Raw genomic sequence first — 23,845 nt, forward strand, 5'->3', positions numbered from 1 at the left:
CAGGATCAGGAGTTGACTTGCAGTCGTACAATGCCGAAATCGCGTAGCAAGGACCACGCGAGTTGCAGTGGCCGCGTGATCCTGAAGACCCCGACCACGACAGTCAGGTAGGCCGTCACACAGATCACGCTCGCGACGGGAATTCGCAGCAACCGCGGCAATTCCTGCAGGAATGCCTCCTGTATCGAGAAAGCGACCGCGACCGCGACCAGCGCAGCAATGGTCTGCGGCGCTGTCGCGCGCAGGACGTCCCCGATTGTGATCCCGACAGGCCTGCCGGCATAGACGAGCGCAGGAACGAACAGCACAAACATGGTGACCGTATAGGCGATCGTCACTCCGACCACGCCGAACGGCAGTCCGGCTGCAAGCGCAACCAGTTGGCAGATTGCACTGAAGATGCCCCATCGCATCCACCGATCGGGACGCCCGACCGCGACATGCACCCAGCCGAGAGTTCGCTCGATGCAGTCGGCAATGCCGCGAATGGCGAGGATGCAGAGCAAGGGGCCCGCGGGAGACCATTTCTCTCCGAGAAGTACGATCACGATGTCATGAGCGCTCACGGCCAGGGCCGCGAAGGCAGGCCCCGAAAAGTAGCAAAGCAATGACAGCGCGCCTTCCCAGGAGCGCTTCAGTTCGGCCGCACTGTGCTGGAGCTTACTCAGCCCCGAAACCGCGATGTTATGCAGCGGCTCACTGAGAATCGACAGCAGGTTGTTGTAGATCGTGAAGGCGTTCTGAAAATAGCCAAGCGGCCCTGCACCGAGGAAATACCCCATCGCGATTCTGTCCGCCGAACGAGCGAAGTAATCCGTCATGGTGAAGCCGGTGACTCCCAGCCCGAACCGCAGCAGTTCCTTGACCATTGGCGTGAGCCTCGGCCTGCCCGGTATCCATCGACAGGCAGTCCAGGCTCCCACGACGGTCAAAGCCGACGTTATGATCGGCTTGGCGATCAGCGCCCAGTAGCCCCAGCCCAAAAGCGCCAGTCCAACGCTTGCAGCGCTTCCGATGATGTTCGCCGATATGTCGATTATCGCGATGCGGCGAAACTGCATTGCCCGACGCATCAGCGCATAGTGCTGCGTCGACAAGGCCATCATCAGGAAGGTCACCGATAATGCCAACGCCATGCCCGCGAGCGATGGCTCGCCGAAGGCACGCGCTATCCACCGGCCGGACGCGGCCAGCACCACAGCCAGCACGACGCCGATCAGAACATTCAGCCAGAACAACGTGCTGACCTCGGCGCGCGAGATGCTGCTCCGCTGGGCGGAGGCCTCGCTCATCCCGAGATCGACGAAAAGGGGAGCAAAGCCGATCAGGGCCAGCATCATGGCCACCAACCCGAAATCATGCGGTGCGAGCAGTCGCGCCAGTACGATCGTGGAGGCCAACTGAACGAAGATATTCAATCCGCGCGCAGCAATGAACGCCACGCCGCTGTGCAGCGACCTGCGGCCAAGGCCAGAGTATGGCTTGTTGTCCGCAAAATACTGATCGGTGCGTTCGTTCCGATGCACGCGTCGTTCCCGTTCAATTCGCCGGATTCTGGCTTTGAGGTACCCGCTCAAGCCAGATTTCCCGCCAATAGGGATGGATGGCGCGCGGGCAGAAGCGGCGGCAGATCGCATAGCGCGCCTCACACACGACATCCTTCAGGATGATCGCGTCCGTCTTGAAACGGACCATCTTGCACGAACCTTCGTCGATGATCTGCTTTTGACGCCTCTCGACCTCGTACTCGCGTTCCGTGAACGGTACCATCTCCGGATCGAAATAAAGGCCTCGATTGCGGTAGTTGCAGTCCAGTGTCTCGAGGATGTCCTTGTACGGCTTGACGCGCACGACGTCGCCCACCTGCAGATCAAGCCGGGACTGCGGGACCTTGCTACCCTCCGGCACACCGAAGGGCCTGATCGGGTAAGGTACGCCGCCTCTCATGCGCTGGAATGTGTCGTAGATCCAGCGCATCGCGGTGCCAATGCCCAGCCCTGCTTCGGTGACCGTGCGCCAGACCGAGAAAGTCAATCCGGCGACGAGGTCCTGCAACCGAACGTTTCCCGAAGTGTAGTCCTCGACATACTGACGCGGATCCCACCACTTCAGGGGTTGCGTGGCGAATTTGACCTGTGTGTTCTGGCAAACGTAGGTCGGCTCGGTTTCGCCGACCTTCGGCGGATGCTTGATCGTGCTCCACAGCGTTTCCTCGCTGCAGCCGCCAGACCTGAACGGCTTGCCAGCGCCATCTGGCGACGGCCCTTTCTCGCCTGCCGGCTTCAACCAGGCGTCCTTCCAGAATATCAGGCAGGCCGCCTCGCAGCCGTCATGAGCCGCGCCGTTGCAGCGGATGTTCTCGAGATGGACCGTGTTCAGCATCTTGCGCCCGCCGATACCGAGCGCCGGATCGCAGGTCTTGTGAGCTCGCTTGCCGACGCGAAGCGTCTTGCCGCAATGCTTCAGCATCTCGGGCATGAAGGGCATTTCCTCCAGGCGGCCGTTGGCATCCAGCGTCGCGAGGATCTCCTCCTTGCTTCTGACCTCCACCAGGTCACCAGCGCGAAAGATGCTTGAGAATAGCGTGCTCATATCGTGCGCCTTGAGATACACCCTGCAATCAAAACTTCACAGGCTGCGTGACGTCCACGCAACCATCGTCAGATCAGTGTCAACTTTCGCCCGAAAAATGCCTCGGCGAAGCGTTCCGTAGCCCTGCACTCCATGCCCCGAATCCGTGCGAGGCCGCGAAAGGTGTCTGCATCGAACCACTGCTTGGATCGCTGCGTCCCGAAATGCTTGAGCAGGAGTTCAATCTTACGATCGAGCGCCGCCGCCGATACCGGCATGTAAACGTTGGGTTGACCGAAGTCGCCATCCCACTTCGGGATCTCGTACTCCAGAATCTGATGATCACGAAACGTGTTCCAGGTCAGGCGGCAGACCTGACGATGGTCCTGGTGAGCATCATCCCTGCGATGCGTCAGAATGACGTCGGGCTCGATCCGCCGCTTCAGCGATTCAAACCATTCCTTGATGGCCTCTCCCATTTCCGGGAAAAATCCATCGGGAAACGACAGCACCTCGACATTCGCGGATGCAGCCCCGCACAAGAAGTCGGCCGCCGACGCTCTGGCTTCAGCCTCCCGTATGGCGCCACCGCTTAGAACGCACCAGTGCACGTCCAGCTTGATACCGCGCTCGATCAGACCCAGCAGCGTCGCTCCCGCGCCGATTTCGATATCATCCGAATGGGCGCCGAGGCACAGGATCGACAGACGGTCTCCGGGCCTGGCAAGCTGCAATGCTCTCATTCCGGTTACGCCGCGCTGGCTACCGACGAGTGATTCAGCCGCCACGGCGTGTCGCCGCGCTCCACCATGTCCTCCAACACTTGTCTGTCGCGCAAGGTATCCATGGCGCGCCAAAAGCCCTCATAGCGATAGGCCATGAGGTGACCGCCCTCGATCAAACGGTTGAACGGTTCCTGGACGAGCTCTTCTCCTTCCTTGATGTAGTCGAAGATTTCGTTGCGGAAGATGAAGTAGCCGCCGTTGATCCAGATCTCGGACTCCTGACTGGAGCGAATCCGCTGCACCGACCCCTCGGCATCAAACTCGGCAAGGTGGAAGCTGATCGGTGGATGGATCGCCACGAAGCAACCGATCTTTCCGCTTTCCTTGAACTTCTGGATCACATCAGGCAGCGGCGCGTCGGTCAGCCCGTCGCTGTAGTTCGCAAGAAACATCTCCTCGTCCTTGACGAGATGGCGGACGGCCAGCAGGCGCTGCCCGATGTTGCGCCATGTCCCTGTATCCACCAGAGAAACCCGCCAGTCCGGCTGATGTTCGCCGATCAGCTCGACCTTTTTGCCGTACTCCGAAATCACGCAGTCGCTGTTCGCAGTCGCGCGATAGTTGAGGAAGTAATCCTTGATCACGTTCGCCTTGTAGCCAAGGCACAATATGAAATCATTGTGATTGTACTGGCTGTAGTACTGCATCACATGCCAGAGGATCGGCTGATGGCCGATCGGGACCATCGGCTTCGGTATGCTTTCCGAATACTCGCGGATCCGCGTACCGAGACCGCCGCAAAAAAGGACAACCTTCATGGCGCAACCTCACGCGGATCAATGATTTCGACGTTAGGAATCGGAACGATGAACTTGCAGCCCCAGTCCGCGACATGCCGCATTTGCGCGACGATTTCCCTCTTCAAATTCCAGGGCAAGATGAACAGGTAGTCGGGGCGAGCCTCGTCGATGGCTTCGACCGGGAGGATCGGAATGTGCATTCCCGGCGTATAGCGGCCGTGCTTGTAGGGGTTGCGGTCCACGGTGAAGTCGAGGAAGTCGGTTCCGATGCCGCAATAGTTCAGCAGCGTGTTGCCCTTGCCGGGAGCGCCATAGCCGCAGATCCGCGCGCCCTTGTTCTTGCTCGCGATCAAGAACGACAGCAGTTCGCGCTTGGTGCGATGAACCCGCGATGTAAACTGCTCGTACTGACCTATGTCTTCAAGGCCGATCCGGCGCTCATGGGCCAGCAGTGCGGTCACGGCGGCGGAGACAGCGTGAGTCGCGTCGGCGCGGCAGAGATAGACGCGAAGCGAGCCGCCATGCGTTGGGATCTGCTCGACGTCGAAAACCTTCAGGTCGTGCCGCCGCGCCAGACGATCAATCGTTACCAACGAGAAATAGGAGAAATGCTCGTGATAAATGGTATCGAACTGATTTTCGTCGATGAGCCGCTCAAGATGCGGAAACTCGAGCGTAATCACGCCTTGCGGCCCGAGTAGGCACGCCATTCCGGCGGTGAAATCGTTTAGATCCGGAACCTGGGCCAGCACGTTGTTGCCGATAATCAGATCGGCCCGCTTGCCATCCGAGACCAGCTTCTGCGCGAGCTCCAGGCCGAAGAACTCGACCATTGTCGGGACGTTCTTCTGCCTCGCAACTTCGGCCACATTGGCCGCCGGCTCGATTCCCGTGACCGGCACCCCGAGCGGCAGGAAGTGCTGCAACAGGTAACCATCGTTGCTCGCGATCTCGTAGACGCGGCTCTCGGCACCAAGGTTCAGCCTGGCCTTGATCATCTCGCAGTAGCGCCGCGCATGTTCCACCCACGACGTCGAGTAGGACGAGAAGTAGGCATACTCGGTGAAGATATGCTCCGGTTTGACGTATTCCTGGAGTTGTACCAGGAAGCAGGATCCACAAACCACGGTGTGCAGCGGATAGTACGGCTCCATGGCGTCGGTCTGGTCGGCTGTGAGAAAACTTTCACACAGAGGCGACATTCCCAGGTCGACAAACGTCGATTTCAACGTCGCGCCGCACAGACGGCAGTTACCGTGAGAGGATTTCGATCGAAGCGATTCGAATCTCGAGTGAGCGTTCATTGGGCCGTACCATGAATATAGGATTGCCGAATATAGGATTGCCGGCGCTTAAATCGGGCTCGTTAGATTGAATTTTATCGTATGAAAGCGAACAATATGAAGCGATATCGAACAACAAGGTAAACCACGCAAATGCTGAAAATTTTAGTAAAATTGTATAGAACTGGTCGTCGACAATTGGCCTCTCGGCCGGGAGTGGATACGTTCCATGCGCTTTGAAGCAACAGGACTTGACGGAGTGTGGCTCGTCAAACTCGAGGCTGCACACGATGAGCGCGGCTTTTTCGCGCGCACGTTCTGCGAAGACGAGTTTCGCGCACACGGGCTCGTGACCAGATTTCCCCAGCACAGCATCTCGAGCTCCTCGCGCAAGGCGACATTGCGCGGAATGCACTTCCAGAATGAGCCGCACGGCGAAGTTAAACTCGTGCGCTGCTTGAACGGATCGATTTGGGACGTCATCGTCGATCTGCGTGCGAACTCGCCGACCTTTCGCCAATGGCGCGGCTTCGAGCTTTCGGCGGAGAACGGTTCGCAGCTCTACATCCCCAAGGGGTTCGCACACGGCTTTCAAACCTTGAGCGATAACGTTCAGGTCAATTACCTGATTTCGGAATTCTACGAGCCTTCGGCTGCCAACGGCGTCCGATACGACGATCCGATGTTCGGCATCAGCTGGCCTCTGGCCGTCAGCACAATCTCCGATAAAGACCTGAACTGGCCGCTTCAGGGTGCGTGAGCGCTTACCGCGCAGGCGCGAGGAGCTCGTGGCGCTCGAGCATTTTTGCTGTCTTCAGAATGACCGGGAACGGCAGGTCGGCACGCCCGGCGATATCAAGCAGCGAATGGTGTCCATCGGACAGATTTAGAATCCACAGCATCGCCATGTTGGCTGCGGCGGCGTCCTTGTCGCCGCCGATCGCACCATAGAGTCCGCGTCTGCCCAGCTGCGGTTCGCCCTTCGGCAACGTGTTATAGTAGCTGCGGTTGCCTTCGAGCAGGTCGATGACTTCGGAAATGATGCGGAAGGATTCCCCGAGGTGCTCCGGCCGAATGAAGCTCAGGTCGTCGGCCGAGGTGTGATACTGGGGGATAGCACCGAAGCGGCTGCGCTGGAACAATCCCACCGGCAGGTTGAACCCGGGCGAACAGTATTGCCGCTCATCATAGCCGTAGGGCGAAAACTCCAGTATCGTCGGCGTCAGCTTGCAATGCCGCAGCGTGTGCATCATCGCAAGGTCGATTTCAGCATCGCCCTGCCTGCTCTTCTTGTATGTCGGGCCGGCGCCGTCGCCGACCATTGACACCACGAGGCCATGCTTGATGCGAGACACACGATGCTCGTTGCGGGCAAGCCAGGTGATCGCGCCAATCGTTCCTGGCGCAAAGAGAAACCGATAGCTGTATCGCGTTCGCATCTGGGAGATGCGGCTCGCGAGCTCCGCTAGCAGGGCCAGGCCGGAACAGTTGTCATTGGCGAGCGAGGGATGGCAAATATGCGCCGACAGAAGCACCTCGTCGTCTGACTCTCCCCGGTGAAAATACTCACCATAGGTCAAATGCCCGTCGGCGAGGGTCGAGTCGATCACGACCTCGTAGCTATCGTCCCGCAGTTGCTCCAACTGTCGGTGGGTCATGCAGAAAGCCCAGTTCTCCTGGTAGTAGGACGTTCGGTACGGGACAAGGTCCGGCTGATCGGGCAATGTGAAGATGTGAGGCTTAAGCTCGTCCAGCGACATGGTGCGGCACACCGGCACGCTGTAGCTCATCACATGCAGGTTCGATTCGTTGAAATCGATGACCTTCCGGCCCCGCGGGTCCTTGATGTATGCGTCCCGGATGTTCCACTCACGCGGCACGACCCAGTCGAGAACGGGTGTACCGGTCGGCACCTCGTGGACATCAAGCGAGATATGCGCGCCGATCTCCCGAAGGGTCTGCCGCACACCATTACCGGTGATGCTGCGGCAGATCGGGTAGATCCTTTGGGCAAGCGCAAAGATCTTTGCGCCTGAACTTGTGACATCGTCTGCCGCCGACACGCCGTCCTCCTGGTGTGTCAAATCGATCGGCACGTGCTTTAGTTCGCGGCGAGAGCCGATTGCCCGGCACCCTGCCTCGACTTTACATGGCGGAGATCCGCATCGAGCACACCGTCCGCCAGCAACTTGTTGACGTGGCTGATACGCTGATACCGGGGACCTTCGAACTCTTCGAGCGTGATGCCCGAGGCCCGGTAAGCCTTATAGAGCTGTTCCGCGCCCATCTTCGCATCCCATTGCGGCTTGAACTCCGGCAACCGGGTTCGGATCTTTTCGAAGCTCACGCGATAGGACCGCGTGTCGGGACCGGCGCCATCGGCAAATTCGATCTGACAGCCAGGGACAACATTAGCGACAATCTTCGCGAGATCGCGAATCTGGTAGTTGTGCGCCGTCTGGCCGACGTTGAAAGCCTCATTGAACACCGCCGCCTCGGGAGCTTCCATCGCCGCGATGAAGGCGCGGGAGATGTCCTCGATGTGAACGATGGGCCGCCAGGGCGTGCCGTCCGATTTCAAGAAGATCTTTCGCGTTGTCACCGCCCAGGCAACGAGATTGTTCAGCACGACATCGAATCGGAGCCGGGGAGATACGCCGTAAGCCGTTGCGGGTCGCAGGTAGACCGGGCAAAATCCGTCACCGGCGAGGCCGGCGATATCGCGCTCCGACTGCACCTTGGATTCGCCATAGGCAGTCACCGGGTTGAGCGCTCCGGTTTCGTCGATCATCCCGTCGCCCGCCTTGCCGTAGTTGCTGCAGGAGGACGCGAACACGAACCGTCGCACGCCGGCTTGCTTGGCCAGTTGCGCGAGGCGCACGCTGGCTACATGATTGATCTGGTCGGTAAGGCCGGGTCTCAGATTGCCGAGCGGATCGTTCGACAGCGCGGCAAGATGCAGGACCGCGTCGAAAGCCTTCAGATCGGCAAGTTCGACGTCTCGCGTGTCCTTGCGGATGGCCGGCACATCCACGATCGACCCGCCCTCTGCAAATGTGCAGCGAGAGTACAGATCGCTGTCGAGGCCCACGACTTCGTGCCCGGCACGCCGTAGCATCGGGGTGAGCACTGTTCCGATGTAGCCGAGATGTCCGCTCACGAGAACGCGCATCTTAACGCCTCCAAATTAATTCTGCTTCTATCCCCCCTGCTTATTTCAAAATCGGTCGCTGATGCACGTGTTTGTAAAACCTTAGTTAATGGCGCGCATTGAAATTGCGGGAGCGATCCGCTCAAGACGACGGGAAATGGTTGAGCCGTACGCCATGATCGTTGACGTCGCTGGCGGCGGCGCCAGCCGAGAGACGCCGCAGTAGCGCTTGGGGAACTCTGCGTAGTTGCCGGTGAAGCCGGTAACGAATGGTGGAACGGCTGACGTCGAAGCGATTGGCCAGTTCTCCGCCGAACGCCACAACGAACTTGTATCGCGCCTCGTTTTCAATTCCGCCATCGAAATCGAAATGAAGGCCCCGCTCGTGCGCCAGCTCGATGCCACTCCAGAGGAGCAGACTTACTGCGCCTGGATGCGCAATGCTCCTGTCCCGCGACGACAGGAAATAGTGCACGAATTTGTGGTCCCAGACGAAGAAGACCTGGGCGTGAACGTTGTTGTTCGAGTCCACCGCCGCCAGGATCTTGCATTGCTGTCGCTCGCTCGCGGCGGCATAGACAGCTTCCAATCGCGAGAGGTCGAAATACGACTTCGCGCCCTCCAGGTTGGCTTGGTAATACTTCACGAAGTATTTTGCGGAAGTGACTTCGCGAATGACGAGCCGTTCCCGCGCGCGTCGTATCACGTTCTTCGTCTTGTCGCGCAATCCCGACCAGAGCTCGTCTCGGGGGCTCGTGCATTTGAGCATGAAGGTCGGATGCGCCCGCACCTCGTAGCCGCACGCGAGGAACGCGGCGACATCGCTGAACCCGGTATCGAGCGTCATCTCGACGTGATCGAAATCCGCGACCTGCTTGAGCAGATCAGTGATGACCGCATGCGCCAACCGCATGCGCGCTTCCGTCTTGCCGGACTGCAGCGTGACTGTCGGTCCGAGAAAGCGCGTGATTTGAGGCATCTCGCAGATGCTCATCCCGCCTTCAGTACGCGTGACGAACCGGAGAGAACCCACGACGCGCCCGCCACGCGAACAAGTGACTTCGCGCCAGCTACCGGGAGCCAGCGCATCCAGCCACCAATCCTCGTGAAAGACCGATTTGCGCATCAAATTCCTCTTCCGGAGACTAACCGGATAGCGAAACGGCAATCTGATTAAACCAAAACGTGCAGAAATGCCCAACGTCCGCGCGGATCAGAAGGCCTTAGCTTCTATTGTAGTTAACGACGTCTGCAGCATTTGAATCGGGGCGCTGGCCTAGTTAGCCTCTGAGCTCGTCGCCGGTCAGGTGACGCATTGACGCAATGATGCGCCCGTTCGAAACATGTTTAATCATTGTCACGCGATATGCGTTCACTGCGGACTTTTGCGTGCCGATCCATCCAAATTCGGCTGCACGAACGGCGTGCCGGCGTCATAGCGCGCTTTGGCCGGAAGCACATGAAGCTTCGTCTCTCCGACCGGGTCCACCCAAGGCCAATCGTATCCGCGCCCGGCGTCGAAGAACGCGGGACGGCCTGCGAGGTACATGGAAGCAGGCAAGGCGCGATCCCCGCTTCCGGAATCCCAGTGCGTTTTGTTGGTGAGGTAATCAAAATTGCCATATCGAATCGTGGACATCGCAACCTTTGCGTCCGTCGGATATGGCTTCACGGCGTCCCAGCCGAGCATCCAGACGCCGGGCTTTGCGTCGGTAAAGCGGGTTTCGTACGACCAGCCGCTCATCTGACCGGGAATCCCGAGAACATTTCCTATGAAGGACATCCAGTAGGAATACGCCATCAGGCCGGCGGCGCGCCGCGGCCCATTGCGAGGCTGCGACAGATCATCGATCGTCCCGCCCGCCTGATTGTCGAACGCTGCCCGGACGCCACGCAGATAGTTGCGGAAAAACGTGTGATAGATGCTGTTGCCGTGAGTGTCGTCGCTGTCGGCGTTCTGCGCGTAGTTGCCCTCGAACAAAACGTGATGGGCGCCCACCATGTGGCTGGCGTTGAGCCCGGTTTCGATCCAGGCTCCATTCGTATTGATGTAGCCCATGTCCATGTAGTTATAGCCGACCACCGAGCCGGCCCCGGCGGAGCGCGCCACCACCAGCTTGTTGGCCCTCACGGCAATTCCATTCTCGATCAGAACTTCCGAGGATCCGGCGGAAAGGCTAATAGCATATCCGCCTCCGCCGGGTTGAGCCCAGGCTGCGTCGTGCACGTAGAACTCGCGCAGTTCGACGCGGAAGGAGCTGTGAACTGCAAAGCCTTCGCCGTGCCAAACCGAATTGTCGACGTTTTTCGCCCACGAAGATGCAGCCCAATTGAAGCGAAGATTGCCCGCGTCGCCCCCCTTGAGCGCCAGATCTTCGACGCCCGCGTGTTTCACATGCGGCTGCGCGAATCGCGACAGTTGAGCGGCGTTTGCCTTCCGATAGCTGATGTGGATTGGAGTCGTGAAGGTGATCCTGGAACCGGAGACGGTGCTGATCTCCTTGACCTCGGCAACAGGCCGATCAGGTCTCCCGAACCACGATCCAGCGCTTTGCGGCGTCGACGGAAACGCATCGGGTGCAAAGTCATCGACATACTGAATTGCAGGCTTGTGCTTTTGCCAGACAACCCTGAAATCTTCCGACGCCCAGATCTCCCCTCGCCCCTGCGGGTCGACACGCCAATCAGCGGCCGACGCCTCGTCGAGCAGCACGATCTGTCCAGGCACAAAGCCCGCAGCGTCGTCGACCTCGATCGTTTTTTCGCCCTTGGTGGCGTCATTCCGAAGGTTCGCCGATCGCACGGCATTGACCGTATCGCTGGTGCTGGAAAAAAGCGACGGGCCCACCACGACCAGCGGAGACGGCTTGGCACCGACTGGGTCATTGAAAGGTTTCGCGCCATCTTGCTTTTCGAGCATCGTCCGGCCCGGACCGGAGCCGCGCAGCGTGATTGCCTTGTTGAGCAGCAGGAAATTGCCGCCATTTATCAGAAACCGTCCCGCCGCCAGTTGCACGACCTGCCCTACCGGACATGCGTTGATCGCGCCCTGGATTGCCGCAGCGTCATCGAGTGTGCCGCCACGAGGCGACAGCGTCGCGCAGATGGTTTTTCGGATGGGTATCCCACCCTCGGCCATCAGGCCGGGTTGCCAGGTCGTCGCGCGATCTGAGGGCAGTATTTCCATCGAGTCGAGAGCAAAAGCAGACGAATGGCTTGAGCATGCAACGAAGATCATCGTTGCAGCCAAGCACCGCCAAGGCCGTCGCAGGGCCGTTCGCAGCGTCTGGTGACCAGGGTTGCGCCGCGTCGCGATGACCATACGGTTGAACATGCATCCTCTGACTTGCGGCGCCGAACCAACTGGCTTCGCGCCTGCTAGCGTGACCTCACGACATTGACGGGAGTGGACGGCGGCCTGAACCGCGGTCCGTGGATGCGCCGCATTGCTGGACGCCTGGCTATTGCCGAGTTGGCCGCGGGACGCGCCTGCCTCCAATATCTGGCAGCTTCAACCGCGGCTATAACGAACACGACCCACAGCATTTCGAAGCCGCGCATCCACGTGCTCTCGAGACCGTTCGTGATGGCAACGTAGAGAACGATCGACAGCAGGATCCATGCCCGCGAAAGATCAAATCGCGCCAGGCGACCAATGCCGTGTATCGTCGCAAGGATGAACGCGACAAGCAGGAAAAATCCCACATAACCTAGTTCAAGCAATGTGTCTTCATACCCATTGTGGGCGTTGGGCATCTCCTTGACCCAGCCCGGCGCTTCCACGATGCTCGGCGCGTCGGGCCCAACCAGCCAGAACGACTGATAACCCCAGCCCAGCAACGGCTTCTTTGCGATTTGCATATTTGCAAAATCCCAAATGATGGTACGGCCCGTGAAAGTCGAATCGCCGTACAGCATGTACGACACGCGATTCATGCTGAATCCGGTGACGAACGAAAAAACCATCCAGCAAATCGGTATCGATACGACAATCACCCACACCGGAACACGGGTAGCCCTGGAAAGCTTGAGCAAGGTCCAGGCAAACACCGGGACAAGCACCGCAAGAGCAAGCGCCGTCTTTGAATTGCTCAGCAGCAGCAGCGCAACAGACATCAGCGCGGTAACGATGCCGAGAATCCGTCGTCGTCCGGAATGAAGCAGTTCATGGAGCGCAAGCAGGAATGCAACGGCAGCGCATTCACCTAGATAGTTCTTGCCCGAGAAATAGCCCGGGTAGCCCCATGTGGCGAACTTCACATCGATCGGCGGCCGGCCCATGACGAATAGCATGTTCAGCACGGCAGCGATAAAGAAACACCAGAACAAGCCGCGCAGCAGGTCGGTCGATCGAGTTGCAACGATCGCCGGGAGCGCGATCGAGGCAATGATCATGGCCTGCTGCATAAATCTGATCAGCGAAGTCTCCGGCTTGAATGCCCAGGCAACGCTCGCCCCCGCCAGCGCAAGATAGGCGAACAGTATGATCAGGATCGGCGGAAAGCGAAGTCGCGACCGATTGCGCAGCGCAACGACGAGCGCGACAGCGGACAGGATCGGCCAAAAGATTTTGCTCTCTGGTCGAGCTTCCAAAAGACAAGCCGAGTCCGTCGGACTACAGGTCACGAGGATCAGGGGAAAGGCAATCGTGGCGTAGACGCAGGCCAGCAGCGGGATGATCGCGTATCTGTCGATTACCCGGCCGGACGGAGCCGCCAAGCCTGGTCGCTGAGAACGCAATACGGCTTCGTGCATGCTCGGGCCCGTCAACTCCAGTCGCCAAAGCAGCACGCTGATCGTTAATCGCCTGCCTTGCCCGATCGCGGGGCCGCGCAGCGATACGATCAGCTTCTCAATGGCACTCGCGCCAACACGTACTCAGACACGACTCCGAACACCAACGATAAGTCAATCTTTCCTGAATTTTTATAGTGAACGCTTCGTTAACGCTTGTCCCCTAGCGTGGCGCTCAGGGCGGGCTGTTTCGCTTAGTCGCTTAATATTCCGGGAAATTGTGAATGCCGCGTAAGTACATGTTTACTCGCGCAAATTTCTTCCGAGCCTGTGTCCGGCAATACGGCGGTCGATGCCGAACGGCGACGACCGCAAGGGGCGTGCAAGCAACCGCGAAGACGAGACCGGCGTTTACCAAGACTGCGTTCGTTAATCTTCGTTAACCAGGGTCCAATGTCGTGCCGAGAAGTGCAGGCAAGAGTAGTCAACGAACGCCGCGCCTGACCACTCGTGAAGTGGCGCCGGCGCATTCGGCTGGCAATTCCTCGCGTCTCAGTGGCCGCCTGTTGGGCGCCCTGGTCATCACAGCGACAATCGCGCTCGCTGGCTGCTCGACCATGCCGACCTCGGGACCGGCAAGCTCCTATGTCCGCGCGGGGCAAACCGACCCTGAAAGCGTGCACTATGCCCTGGTGCGCCTGACGGCTGACACCGAGAGGGTCCTAGTGCGCAACTCCAGGCGGATCGACCGCGTTTTCACGGATCGCCGCGGCCCGCCCGAGATTCGCTTTGGCATCGGCGACACGGTCAGCGTGACGCTGTTTGAATCGATGGCCGGTGGCCTGTTTACTCCAACCGAAGCCGGCACGCGTCAGGGCAATTATGTCACGTTGCCCAATCAGGCCGTGAATTACAAAGGCAACATCACGGTTCCGTATGGGGGCTCGATCCGCGCTGCGGGCCGGACGCCGGAGGAAGTCCAGAATGCGATCGTGAAGTCCCTGCAGGACCGTGCGATCGAACCACAGGCGGTGGTTGCGCTGGTGGATCAGAAGGCAACCTCGATCAGCGTATTGGGCGAGGTCGGAACGCCTGCACGCTTGCCTGCAAGCGCCAGCGGCGAGCGGCTGCTCGACATCATCACGCGCGCGGGCGGCCCCAAGAATCCCGGCTTCGATACCTGGGTGACTCTCGAACGCGACGGACGGCAGGGGACCGCACCGTTCGGATCGCTGCTCAGCCAACCGGCAAACAACATCTTCGTTCGCCCCCAAGATACGGTGTATGTGTTCACGCAGCCGCAAACCTTCCTTGCGATGGGCGCTTCCGGGCAACAGGGGCAGTTCTCGTTTGGGGCCTGGCGCCTGACACTCGCCGAGGCCATGGCGAAGGCGGGCGGCCTTAAGGATGATCACGCCGACCCTGGGTCCGTGTTTATCTACCGAGGAGAACCACGCGAAGTTGCCAAGCAGCTCGGCGTCGACTGCACTCGCTATAGCGGGCCCCTTGTCCCCGTTATCTATATTCTCGATTTGAGAGATCCCGGCGGCTACTTCATCGCGACAGAATTCGAGATGCAGAATAAAGATGTCATCTTCGCGTCCAATGCAAATTCTGTCGAAGCGACAAAGTTCATGACTTACCTTCGGTTGATCATCGGCACCGTGAGCGATCCAATCGTCGCCGGGATCGATGCCTACACGCTGAAGGGACTCGCCAACGGCAGCATCTCCGGCGCGACAACCATCGTTACGTCGTCCCGATGACAACAATTGGCCTGGCGGAATCGGCTCCCGCGGCAAGTATGCTGCCGGCAACCGAATCCGCCGACGTAACTGCCCGCGATCGGTGGCCTCGCCTTCAGGGACACATTCCTGCGCTCGACGGCGTGCGGGGACTTGCCATCGTGATGGTGATGCTACTGCACTTCGTCGGCAATACGTTGCCGACCAACGCTGTCGAGAAGATCGTCGTCGGAATCACCAACTACGGCTCCTACGGCGTCGAGTTGTTCTTCGTCCTGTCCGGCTTTCTCATCACTGGAATCCTCTATGATTCACGAGAGGATCCCAGCTTCTTTCGCAATTTCTACATACGGCGCGTGCTGCGCATTTTTCCGCTCTACTATGGCGTGCTCGCGCTTGTCTTCTTCGTCGCTCCGCTTTTGAGCCCGCTGCGTGGTCCGACCCTCGACTATCTGGTAGATCGTCAGACCTGGGCCTGGCTGTACGGAGTCAACGTCTACATCGCATGGAACGGTGACTGGTCATTCTCGTATCTGGAGCACCTCTGGTCGCTTTGCATCGAGGAGCATTTCTATTTCTTCTGGCCGCTCGTCGTATATCTGGTCGCAAAGCAACCGAGAAAGTTGATTGCGGTCAGCCTTGGCCTATCGGTCGCTGCGATGCTCGCCCGCCTGGGCGGCTCCTTGGCGGGACTTAGCTGGTGGACAACCTATGTGTTGACACCGTTTCGCCTGGACGGTCTGGCCCTCGGCGCCTTTCTCGCCGTGGTCGTCCGACAACCGGGCGGACTTCGGCGACTGGTGGGTGCCCTTCCATACGTTGCGACCACTGCATTTGCCTTGCTTTCCCTGACTTTCATCTGGACGCGCCTGGTGACCGACCAAGGTAACGCTTTTGTCCTTCCGGTTCGGTCTTCCATCATCACCGTGCTGCTGGCTTGTCTCCTCATCTGGGTGCTTGTTGTCCCAAAGCATTCCTTGGTATCGCGCCTTTTCTGCAGCCGACCACTGATGTTTCTCGGGACCTATAGCTACGGCCTGTACGTCTACCATCACTTCATATCGTACTATCTCGTGACTCATCGAACCGAGCTGGCACTCGGCGAATGGCTTGGCTCTCACGGCGCAGCCGTGGCAATACAGGCGACAGCGGGCGCGCTCGTCTCGCTGCTAATCGCTTATCTGAGCTATGAATTCGTCGAAAAGCGTTTCCTGGAACTGAAGCGGTTCTTCAACGCTCGACGCCCCGTTGCTGCTGGCGACGCGCTGGCGCCTTCCCATCCGTACCGCAACTGATGGCGAGTCTCGTACGGTAGAAGCTCTCGAGAGCGCGAGCTGCTGAACTCCAGGCATACTGGCTTTCGGCCAAATGCCTTGCTGAACGTCCGAGATCCGCAGCGCGATCGGCATCACCCAGCAAGCCGCTGACGCGGGCGGCAAAGCTCTCGACATCGTCCGCGATCATGATGTCGCGGTCCGGCACGGCCTCGATCCCCTCGGCGCCCAGGGTTGTCGAGACGATTGCCTTGCCCATCGCCATAGCCTCGACAATCTTGAGCCGTGTCCCGCCTCCCAATCGCAGAGGGACGACGACGGCTGCCGCCTCGGCAAGATGCGGTCTCAGATCCGGCACGAACCCGGTGAACTCGATTTGGGGCCCTGCCAGCGCCAACAAGGCAGGTGGCGGCGACCCGCCAATGATCTTGCAACGCGCATCCGGATGGCTGGCCGCGATCCGCGGCCATATATCGTTGACGAAGTGGATGACACCGTCGACATTCGGTGCATACGACAAAAGGCCGAAGAATACGACGGTGCGTCCGTCGGGCTTCGGATCGTCGGCACGCGGGCGATAGAACTCGATATCCGCGGCATTGGGGATGACGGCGGTCCTGGCTTCCGGCACTTCTTCAAGCAGCCGTCGTTCGTCGGCAGCGCTGCACAGATAGACACCATCTGCGTCACGATAGGTCCCGAGCTCCTCCCTCCGAAGCTTGCGCCAATTGACTTCGGAATAGAGGCGACGAAACAGGCTGTCGCCGCTTTGGGCGTACTGGCGGGCAAGGTCGTAGTCGATGTTGTGAGAATCCACGACCAATACCGGAAGCTTCTCTCCTGCCGGCGCCTTGCGCAGCTCGTAGTGACCAAGGAACGTGAACTCGAGGTTAACCACGTCGAAGCGCGTCGACCCAAGCAAGTCGTCCAGCGTCTGCCGCACTACGTCTGCCGTGATTCGCAAACGCTCGAAGCTGAGGGGCGATACCAGGGAGCGCAATTGAAGCAGGCGCTTCGGCATCCCATCGCGACCAAACGGGTTACGCACGAGCACCACCTTGCGGCAGTAGGCCTGCATGGCAGTTCGGCATTCCTCGATGTCGTGCTCGTCATCCACGAGCATGACTGCCGTCAGGTCATGGCGCCGAGCTAATTCCGTCATCAAACCGTGCATGCGCGCCTGCGCGCCGATACGCGGCGGGCTCGCAGGCATCTGCGACACGAAGAGAACATTTAGGCGGTCTGAGTGCATCGATCCAAACCTGCCTGCCGACATCGACAGGTACTGAGATGCTCGCTGGGGCCCACATTCACACAGCTCGGCTTACTCAATGCTTAAGCCGGGACTTTGCGTTAATGGTTGCCTCGTTCCTCTTAACGAAACAATGATAGAAAGGCGGCGCATCCATTTATCCGCTTGGATTTTCGACGTAGAAACATTGCCGAAGCAGTCTTGGTAGGTTCTCCGCAACGTTACCTCGTGCGGGCCAGCTCAAGCTCAAGCCGCAAAGGCGACGATTGAATGTGCGGTATCTCGGGTATCATCGGCCGGCTTGACGAAAACAACCGGGCCGCGCTCGCTCGGATGAGCAAGGCCATGATCCATCGCGGGCCGGACGGCCACGGCTCGTGGACTTCAACGCCGGATGCCCGCGGCTGGGGTGTCATGCTTGATCACCGCCGTCTCTCGATCCTCGACCTGTCGTCCGCCGGCGACCAACCAATGGTGGACGATACAACCGGGCACGTGATTTCGTTCAACGGCGAAATCTACAACTATGTCGCCCTGCGCAAACGCCTCGAGAGCGAAGGGCAATCCTTTCGGTCCAGCGGCGACACCGCCGTCATGTTGCGGGCACTCGGCCTGCATGGCCTGGAGGCAGTCGGATGGCTGCGCGGCATGTTCGCATTTGCAAGCTGGGATCCGCAACAGCGACGACTTCTGCTTGCGCGCGACCAGCTCGGCATCAAGCCGCTCTATATCGCACGGTCCAGCAATCCGAACGCGACCTGGTCGCTGATATTTGCATCCGAACTGCGTGCATTGCTGGCCTCAGGCTTGCTCGGAACGCCGCGTCTTGATCCGCAAGCGGTTGCGAGCAGCGTATGGAACGGCTTTGTTGTCGGCCCTTGCACCGCCGTTCAGGGCGTTGAACTTCTTGCGCCGGGTCACTACGCCGAGTTTGACGGGACAGGTCGTAAAATAAGCGAGCACGATTTCTGGCGTATCCCCGGAGAGTCGCCAAAACCGACGATGGACGAAGCGACGCTTGCCTCGATCCTCGAAGAAGGGATGAAGCTTCACCTCGCCAGCGATGTGCCGCTCGCGGTTTTCCTGTCGGGCGGCATCGATTCCTCCGCGATGGCGAATCTCGCACAACGGACCGCTGACGCCCCTGTTCATACTTTCACGCTCGCGTTCGAGGACCAGCAGCTCAACGAAGCGCCGTTCGCGAGGCAGACCGCTGCGGCAATCGGCACTCAGCATCATGAAGTGATGTTGTCCGAGCAGCGGTTCGTCGACAGCCTGGACGACGCCCTCGATAGTCTCGACCAGCCAACGTTCGATGGACTGAACGCCTATTTCATCTCCCGGGCTATTCGCGAAGCAGGCTTTACCGTCGCGCTGTCGGGAACGGGGGGCGACGAGTTGTTCGGCGGGTATCCGACCTATCGCGATCTTCCGATCTTGCAGCAGTGGTGTCATCGGGGCCGCGCATTTCCCAGAAAATGGCAGGCCACGGCTGCATCTTTGTTGACATGGCCCCTGCGACGATCCTCGCATCCCGTGCCGCCTCAGACGCGCTGGGCGAAGCTTCCGGACATGGTCGATCGTAGCGAGGATTTGCTGGCGTTATACCAGATGGCCTACGCGCTCTTCCTGCCTGGATTTCAGGATGAATTGCTTGCACCGGATTTCGCGGGCGCGATTGTGGACGGCCTTCCCGATGCGATGCGCCGGCGGATGATGGCCGAAACGGCAGGCCGTACCGCTGTTTCCGCCATTAGCGTGATGGAACAACGTCTCTTCTTGGGTGAACGCCTCCTGCGCGACAATGATGCAGCAAGCATGGCCAGTTCGCTCGAGCAGCGCGTTCCGCTGGTCGACCACGTATTGTTTGAAAGCGTCGACGCCCTGCCGGACCAGGCGCGATATCAACCGTTAGGCCGCAAAGATATGCTTCGACGGATCGGATTGCGCGGGCTCGATCCTGCGCTCTTCGAGCGCCCAAAGACCGGCTTCGTCATGCCCTTTGACCGGTGGATTCGCCGCGGATTGAAGGACGCCATGGATCGGACCATGCGCGATCCGCAGGCGATCGCACCAACGGGCCTGGATCCCACCGCGGTCGAGCGACTTTGGCGAGCCTTTCTCGACGGAGCGCCGGGCATGTACTGGTCGCGGGTCTGGTCCATCTATGCGTTTGTCCGTTGGTGCCATCGCAACGGCGTTTACGCATGAATAGCGAGTGCCCTCACCGGCTTGCTCGCCGCTCACTCTGACCATTCGTCCAATCGATAACGTCGAACTCGAGCCCTCGCTTCAGCATCTCCGCCTCAAGATCGCTGGCATGCCGCTTCCATTCGGCCGTCGACCGGACGCGGAATTTTGGATCTTTGCCGCTTGCCTCGAATTCATCGTCGGCCTTTAGCGCGCCGCGGATAGCTTCATATATCATCCTCAGACTGGGATCGGTGATGGCACCGCAGGCCATTGGTTTCAGTGTCTCGATCTCGTCGAAGTTTTTGCTCATGACGATGGTCGATCCTCATCTACGCGCGCCAGCGCGCCTTCGATGACCTCGATCTCCTCGCGGAGGATATCGCTCACGATCGACGGCTTGAACCCTGGGATGCTGTGCATCTGAACATCATCCAGCAATTGCTGACGATGGTGCCTCAGCTTTTCCAGGGCTTGGCGATCCTTCAACGCAATGTAGCCGGCAACGATCTGCTCGATGGCTTTCATCGGAAATGCGCTCTACAATAAAAATAACGTACTGCAATCTCTCGAATAAACTGGCCAAATCGCTTCCTGACAAGACCTCCGCCTTTGTGCTCGCGCGGTAGCGTTAACGCTCAGTCCGTAAAAGCCCGGACCATCCACGAAATGAATCCGCCGCTCGTCGGGATCCGGCTGAAAGCGAAGAAGTAAGTTCGATCGGCCCGTGGCGGGATCGCCGGCCGGCTTTTCCTGGACTACCAGACCGGACGATTTGCATACCCGCCAAGGAGCAATCCGCCGCCTGTCGAAACCGGATTGAAGGCAAAGGCGAAGCAGTTGGAACAACGGCCCGCGAAGACAGTGAGACTTGGGAATGCCCTTTATCTGATCGGGTGCTTTGTTGCGGCCATTTGCGTCGCCACCGGCGCCATCACGGTGATCGAAATGCACAATTCAGGTGGTGTTTTTGACGTGGCGTTTGCCCCAATTGTTGGAGGCGTCATCGCCGCCCTCGGCCTCATCTCGTGGCTCATCGGCCGAATCTGCCGCTACATCCTCTCCGGTCATTGACACAGGCTGGTTCAGGACTCCCATCATCGGGATGCTGCCCTGCATTACTGCTGGATCAATCTTGTCAGAGATATTGACGGCAAACCTCTCGGCGTACGTCAGCGGCAGTCGTGACTCTCCCTTTTGGCTCGACAAGCACCGCAGGCCCGCGCTTGGTTCTCAGTCGTTCTAGAGGGCTCGCCCGAGTTCCATGCGAAGACAACGATCTATCCGCCCTCGCGCTGCGCCGGGATGTGATCGGTAACGCATCACCTGCGTTACGAAAGTTCCAAACTCGCCTAACGCCAATCGTCCTCGCACCCGCCGTTAGCGGCCCCGCGTTTGGCACCGCCTGTTGCAGCCAAGTTACAGCAATTCCGCACGTGTCTGATAGGCGATGAACTTGGGGCAGGGCCAGTACAAGAAAGTTGGAATGCAAAACATGAAGAAAATTCTGCTCGTCACCGCCAGCATGATCGCGCTCGGCGCGGTCGCGCCCGCTTCCGCGGCTGATCTCGCGCCTCAGCCCTACACCAAGGCTCCGCCCTATGTTGCTCCGACTCCGATCTACAACTGGACCGGATTCTATATCGGTGGTCACGTCGGTGGTGCGTTCGGTGGCAACGACAACGTCCTCGCCCCCGGCTTCGGCGGTGGCAATGACGGTGTGTTCATGGGCGGCGTGCAGGCTGGTTATGATTACCAGTTCGCGCCGAGCTGGGTGATGGGTCTTGAAGCCAACTATAGTTTTCTGGACACCAGTTCGAGCTTCGCCAATCGCGGCCTTGGTTCGGTAACCGGCCGCCTCGGCTACACCTGGGGTCCAGCGCTGCTTTACGTCAAGGGCGGCTATGCCTGGGCTGACACGCGCTTCTCAAACGGCTTCGGCGGCGACGGCGGCAGTGACGGCTACACCGTCGGTGCTGGTCTCGAATACATGTTTACCCAGAACTGGTCGGGCAAGCTGGAATACCAGTACTATGACTTCGGCACCATCAACGTGCACGATAATGTCGGCGTTATCGGCAGCTTCCGCAACGACCAGCACACCATCAAGGCGGGCCTGAACTACAGGTTCAACCTGGGCGGACCGGCCGTCGCCAGGTACTGATCGCTCGCTTGACTCCAAGCGACATGAAAGCTCCGGGCCAAACATAGGCCCGGAGCTTTTTCGTTGGAGCCGTGATTCCTCCCGGATTGGAAACCTCCTGCGCGGTGCATTGGCTGACGCGACGCCGTGAGGACCAATGTGGAGATTGCGGCGCGATAGACTGATCTGTGACGGTATGACGCACGACGATCTATGCGTGATGGAACTGCCCTCCAAGGGACGATGGCAGCTAACGCTGATCGGTTGATGGAGCGCGAACAGCAGGCCCGCTGCGGGGCTTCAGCGCCGATGCCTCATCTGTACGGCCTTCAGATAATCGGCAACCTGCTCAGCCCAATCGGCGGGTGGGGCCACGCCGGTCACTTGCGGGCTGCGACCGCAGCCAACGCAGATCGGGTGGGTGTCGTGATCGCTCTCGAAGCTATAGGCATCCGCGCCGTCGGTAATCACGCACGGCGTCATGTCGGAGCGCTTGCGGTCGCAGCGTTTCATCATGGCCTCCGTTCCCCGGCGAGTGCTAGCCGACACACTTTGCGAGTCCAGTGCTGGATCATGAGTCGCCCACCACCGCCGAGGAGAATGCAAAGTGAGACGCATTCGATGGAACAGCAACACGCGTGAGTGTTTTGGTTGTTGATTGATTATGATGCAATCGTGACGATGGAACCGGTGCTGTTGGCACGGACTGCACATCCCATCACGAGGCGATTGTGATCTCATACGTGTATCGGATCGACCAAGCACGCGCATCGGCTCGGCCAATCCGAAATACTGGCAAAGGCGACTCCGGCGCGGCCCTCAGACAGCACGTCGGGGTCGTCGCTTGTGTCAGCGGAGCTAGCGAGATGGACGACAGCCATGAAGTGTCATTGTCGGATATGCACGCGCGCGTGTTGACGCGGCGTTGCGGTGCTCAATAGCTTTGCCGGTTGGGGTGGCTTGATGCGCGGTGATGGCGATGTCGAGAATAGAAGTGAGCGCGGAAGAGAAGGAATTGATTCTAATGCTGCGCGAGTGGAAACGCGACGTGCGCGGATTTGGGTCGTCTGAGGTTTTGATTTCGCGCCAGCATGGACGCGGATGGGAAATCAGGCTTGCGCTCAACGCGGATCAAATGTCGTCCATCGGATTGAGTTTCGGCTTGGCTTGGAATGCGCTCGCGGCAACACAGTTGGGTGCCGCACGACACGACGACATTGGTCGAGCATGAGTTATGATACAACCATTGCGACGGAACCGGTTGTATTGGCACAAAGTGCACTTCCGTCTTGAGCCGAGTGTGATCTGATCACCGCTCGGATCAGCCGAGCCCCACAGCGCATCAAACTCGGATAGTCCGAAACACTGGCGAAGACGGCCCCGACGTCGAACCCCTCAGACTCACGTCGGAGCTGTCGAAAAATGGTGGCGCCAATGAAAAATCGAACTGGCACCGAATGGGCCATCATCGCCGCTGAATGCTGGCTCGCAGTGGTCGCGGTGGCAATCTTGCTGATCGCGCTACACCCGGAAGTTGGCTGATTGCGACTCGCGCGGCTGTTTAGACGCAGTCACCGCAGAGCCATTCCAGGAGCGACCACGCGGTCGGCGAACCTACAGCGTCTCGAACAGGCTTCAACGAGCAACCGTAGACGGAGATCCAGGAGTTGCGCTGTTGGCCGCGTCGTTCGACTGTTCGGCGGCGACGATGGAACGAATCTCGTCAATCCGTCGACAAGCGCGGATCGCACACTCTCTCAACTCATCGATCGATTGCGTTTCTGCCCGTGTCTCTTCTATCGCTTCGATTTGCGAATTGAGGGCTGCAAGTTCTGCCTGGAGCAGCTCCAGTAGCGATTGGTTGGAACCGACCGCCCTCTCTACTCTTTTTGCCCGCATTGTCATCCCCAAATACGGTTGTACGTTCGTGACAACGATTCGTGGCGCCATTATGAATCCAAATGCCCCCAGCTGGAC

General features: G+C 59.3%; 22 protein-coding genes. 7 read left to right on the plus strand and 15 right to left on the minus strand.

Annotation, left to right across the window (positions count from 1 at the left end):
* Positions 1-5: 5 nt before the first annotated feature.
* The 5 genes from IF803_RS33660 to IF803_RS33680 form a co-directional block, all read right to left on the minus strand.
* The gene (locus IF803_RS33660; protein ID WP_461195071.1) at positions 6-1,577 is read right to left on the minus strand and encodes a lipopolysaccharide biosynthesis protein; all 1,572 of its coding nucleotides are present in this window, start codon (positions 1,575-1,577) and stop codon (positions 6-8) included.
* Positions 1,540-2,592 carry a hypothetical protein gene (locus tag IF803_RS33665; RefSeq protein ID WP_411783828.1) on the minus strand — a complete coding sequence of 351 codons (1,053 nt, stop codon included), beginning with the start codon at positions 2,590-2,592 and terminating at the stop codon, positions 1,540-1,542. The genes IF803_RS33660 and IF803_RS33665 overlap by 38 nt, the downstream gene beginning before the upstream one ends.
* Positions 2,593-2,660: 68 nt before the next feature.
* Entirely contained in the window at positions 2,661-3,314 is a 654-nt protein-coding gene (locus tag IF803_RS33670) for a PIG-L deacetylase family protein (RefSeq protein ID WP_411783829.1), read from the minus strand.
* Between the two features lie 5 nt (positions 3,315-3,319).
* Positions 3,320-4,114: a glucose-1-phosphate cytidylyltransferase gene (locus tag IF803_RS33675; RefSeq protein WP_411783830.1), complete on the minus strand. Its 795-nt coding sequence runs from the start codon at positions 4,112-4,114 to the stop codon at positions 3,320-3,322.
* Complete coding sequence (locus IF803_RS33680; RefSeq protein WP_411783831.1) at positions 4,111-5,400, minus strand: methyltransferase domain-containing protein; 1,290 nt, start codon at positions 5,398-5,400, stop codon at positions 4,111-4,113. The genes IF803_RS33675 and IF803_RS33680 overlap by 4 nt, the downstream gene beginning before the upstream one ends.
* A 208-nt stretch (positions 5,401-5,608) precedes the next feature.
* Between IF803_RS33680 and rfbC the strand changes: the two genes are divergently transcribed.
* A complete protein-coding gene (rfbC, locus tag IF803_RS33685) occupies positions 5,609-6,139 on the plus strand; it encodes a dTDP-4-dehydrorhamnose 3,5-epimerase (protein ID WP_461195072.1) in 531 nt (176 codons plus the stop codon).
* Between the two features lie 4 nt (positions 6,140-6,143).
* Here the strand turns inward: rfbC and IF803_RS33690 are convergent, their stop codons facing one another.
* From IF803_RS33690 to IF803_RS33710, 5 genes are all read right to left on the minus strand, one after another.
* Positions 6,144-7,463, minus strand: a complete 1,320-nt coding sequence (locus IF803_RS33690) for a DUF4910 domain-containing protein (protein ID WP_461195100.1) — start codon at positions 7,461-7,463, stop codon at positions 6,144-6,146.
* A 17-nt stretch (positions 7,464-7,480) separates the two neighbouring features.
* On the minus strand, positions 7,481-8,551 hold the full coding sequence (locus IF803_RS33695; RefSeq protein ID WP_461195073.1) for an NAD-dependent epimerase/dehydratase family protein: 1,071 nt from the start codon (positions 8,549-8,551) through the stop codon (positions 7,481-7,483).
* Positions 8,552-8,672: 121 nt separating this feature from the next.
* Positions 8,673-9,656, minus strand: a complete 984-nt coding sequence (locus tag IF803_RS33700) for a GNAT family N-acetyltransferase (protein ID WP_304497076.1) — start codon at positions 9,654-9,656, stop codon at positions 8,673-8,675.
* Positions 9,657-9,902: 246 nt separating this feature from the next.
* The gene (locus tag IF803_RS33705; RefSeq protein ID WP_461195074.1) at positions 9,903-11,768 is read right to left on the minus strand and encodes a hypothetical protein; all 1,866 of its coding nucleotides are present in this window, start codon (positions 11,766-11,768) and stop codon (positions 9,903-9,905) included.
* Between the two features lie 140 nt (positions 11,769-11,908).
* Positions 11,909-13,285: an O-antigen ligase family protein gene (locus IF803_RS33710; RefSeq protein ID WP_461195075.1), complete on the minus strand. Its 1,377-nt coding sequence runs from the start codon at positions 13,283-13,285 to the stop codon at positions 11,909-11,911.
* Positions 13,286-13,830: 545 nt separating this feature from the next.
* Here IF803_RS33710 and IF803_RS33715 point away from each other — a divergent pair.
* On the plus strand, positions 13,831-15,030 hold the full coding sequence (locus IF803_RS33715) for a polysaccharide biosynthesis/export family protein (protein WP_461195076.1): 1,200 nt from the start codon (positions 13,831-13,833) through the stop codon (positions 15,028-15,030).
* A gap of 38 nt (positions 15,031-15,068) precedes the next feature.
* Positions 15,069-16,304, plus strand: a complete 1,236-nt coding sequence (locus IF803_RS33720) for an acyltransferase family protein (RefSeq protein ID WP_461195078.1) — start codon at positions 15,069-15,071, stop codon at positions 16,302-16,304.
* Here the strand turns inward: IF803_RS33720 and IF803_RS33725 are convergent.
* Positions 16,240-17,535 (minus strand): glycosyltransferase family 4 protein, encoded by a 1,296-nt coding sequence (locus IF803_RS33725; protein ID WP_461195079.1) that lies wholly within the window; start codon positions 17,533-17,535, stop codon positions 16,240-16,242. The genes IF803_RS33720 and IF803_RS33725 overlap by 65 nt on opposite strands.
* A 270-nt stretch (positions 17,536-17,805) precedes the next feature.
* Between IF803_RS33725 and asnB the strand changes: the two genes are divergently transcribed.
* Positions 17,806-19,746, plus strand: a complete 1,941-nt coding sequence (gene asnB / locus IF803_RS33730) for an asparagine synthase (glutamine-hydrolyzing) (protein ID WP_461195081.1) — start codon at positions 17,806-17,808, stop codon at positions 19,744-19,746.
* 13 nt (positions 19,747-19,759) lie between these two features.
* Here asnB and IF803_RS33735 read toward each other — a convergent pair whose 3' ends face one another.
* The gene (locus IF803_RS33735) at positions 19,760-20,038 is read right to left on the minus strand and encodes a hypothetical protein (protein WP_035630805.1); all 279 of its coding nucleotides are present in this window, start codon (positions 20,036-20,038) and stop codon (positions 19,760-19,762) included.
* A complete protein-coding gene (locus IF803_RS33740) occupies positions 20,035-20,253 on the minus strand; it encodes a hypothetical protein (protein ID WP_304497082.1) in 219 nt (72 codons plus the stop codon). The genes IF803_RS33735 and IF803_RS33740 overlap by 4 nt, the downstream gene beginning before the upstream one ends.
* A 291-nt stretch (positions 20,254-20,544) precedes the next feature.
* Between IF803_RS33740 and IF803_RS33745 the strand changes: the two genes are divergently transcribed.
* Both IF803_RS33745 and IF803_RS33750 read left to right on the plus strand, forming a co-directional pair.
* The gene (locus tag IF803_RS33745) at positions 20,545-20,799 is read left to right on the plus strand and encodes a hypothetical protein (RefSeq protein ID WP_461195083.1); all 255 of its coding nucleotides are present in this window, start codon (positions 20,545-20,547) and stop codon (positions 20,797-20,799) included.
* Positions 20,800-21,220: 421 nt separating this feature from the next.
* Positions 21,221-21,889, plus strand: a complete 669-nt coding sequence (locus IF803_RS33750; protein WP_028338394.1) for an outer membrane protein — start codon at positions 21,221-21,223, stop codon at positions 21,887-21,889.
* A gap of 279 nt (positions 21,890-22,168) precedes the next feature.
* Here IF803_RS33750 and IF803_RS33755 read toward each other — a convergent pair whose 3' ends face one another.
* On the minus strand, positions 22,169-22,384 hold the full coding sequence (locus IF803_RS33755; RefSeq protein ID WP_461195085.1) for a hypothetical protein: 216 nt from the start codon (positions 22,382-22,384) through the stop codon (positions 22,169-22,171).
* A 478-nt stretch (positions 22,385-22,862) separates the two neighbouring features.
* Between IF803_RS33755 and IF803_RS33760 the strand changes: the two genes are divergently transcribed.
* Positions 22,863-23,099: a hypothetical protein gene (locus tag IF803_RS33760; protein ID WP_155258322.1), complete on the plus strand. Its 237-nt coding sequence runs from the start codon at positions 22,863-22,865 to the stop codon at positions 23,097-23,099.
* 404 nt (positions 23,100-23,503) lie between these two features.
* Here the strand turns inward: IF803_RS33760 and IF803_RS33765 are convergent, their stop codons facing one another.
* Positions 23,504-23,818 (minus strand): hypothetical protein, encoded by a 315-nt coding sequence (locus IF803_RS33765; RefSeq protein ID WP_461195087.1) that lies wholly within the window; start codon positions 23,816-23,818, stop codon positions 23,504-23,506.
* Positions 23,819-23,845 lie beyond the last annotated feature (27 nt).

The organism is Bradyrhizobium sp. UFLA06-06, from assembly GCF_054820065.1.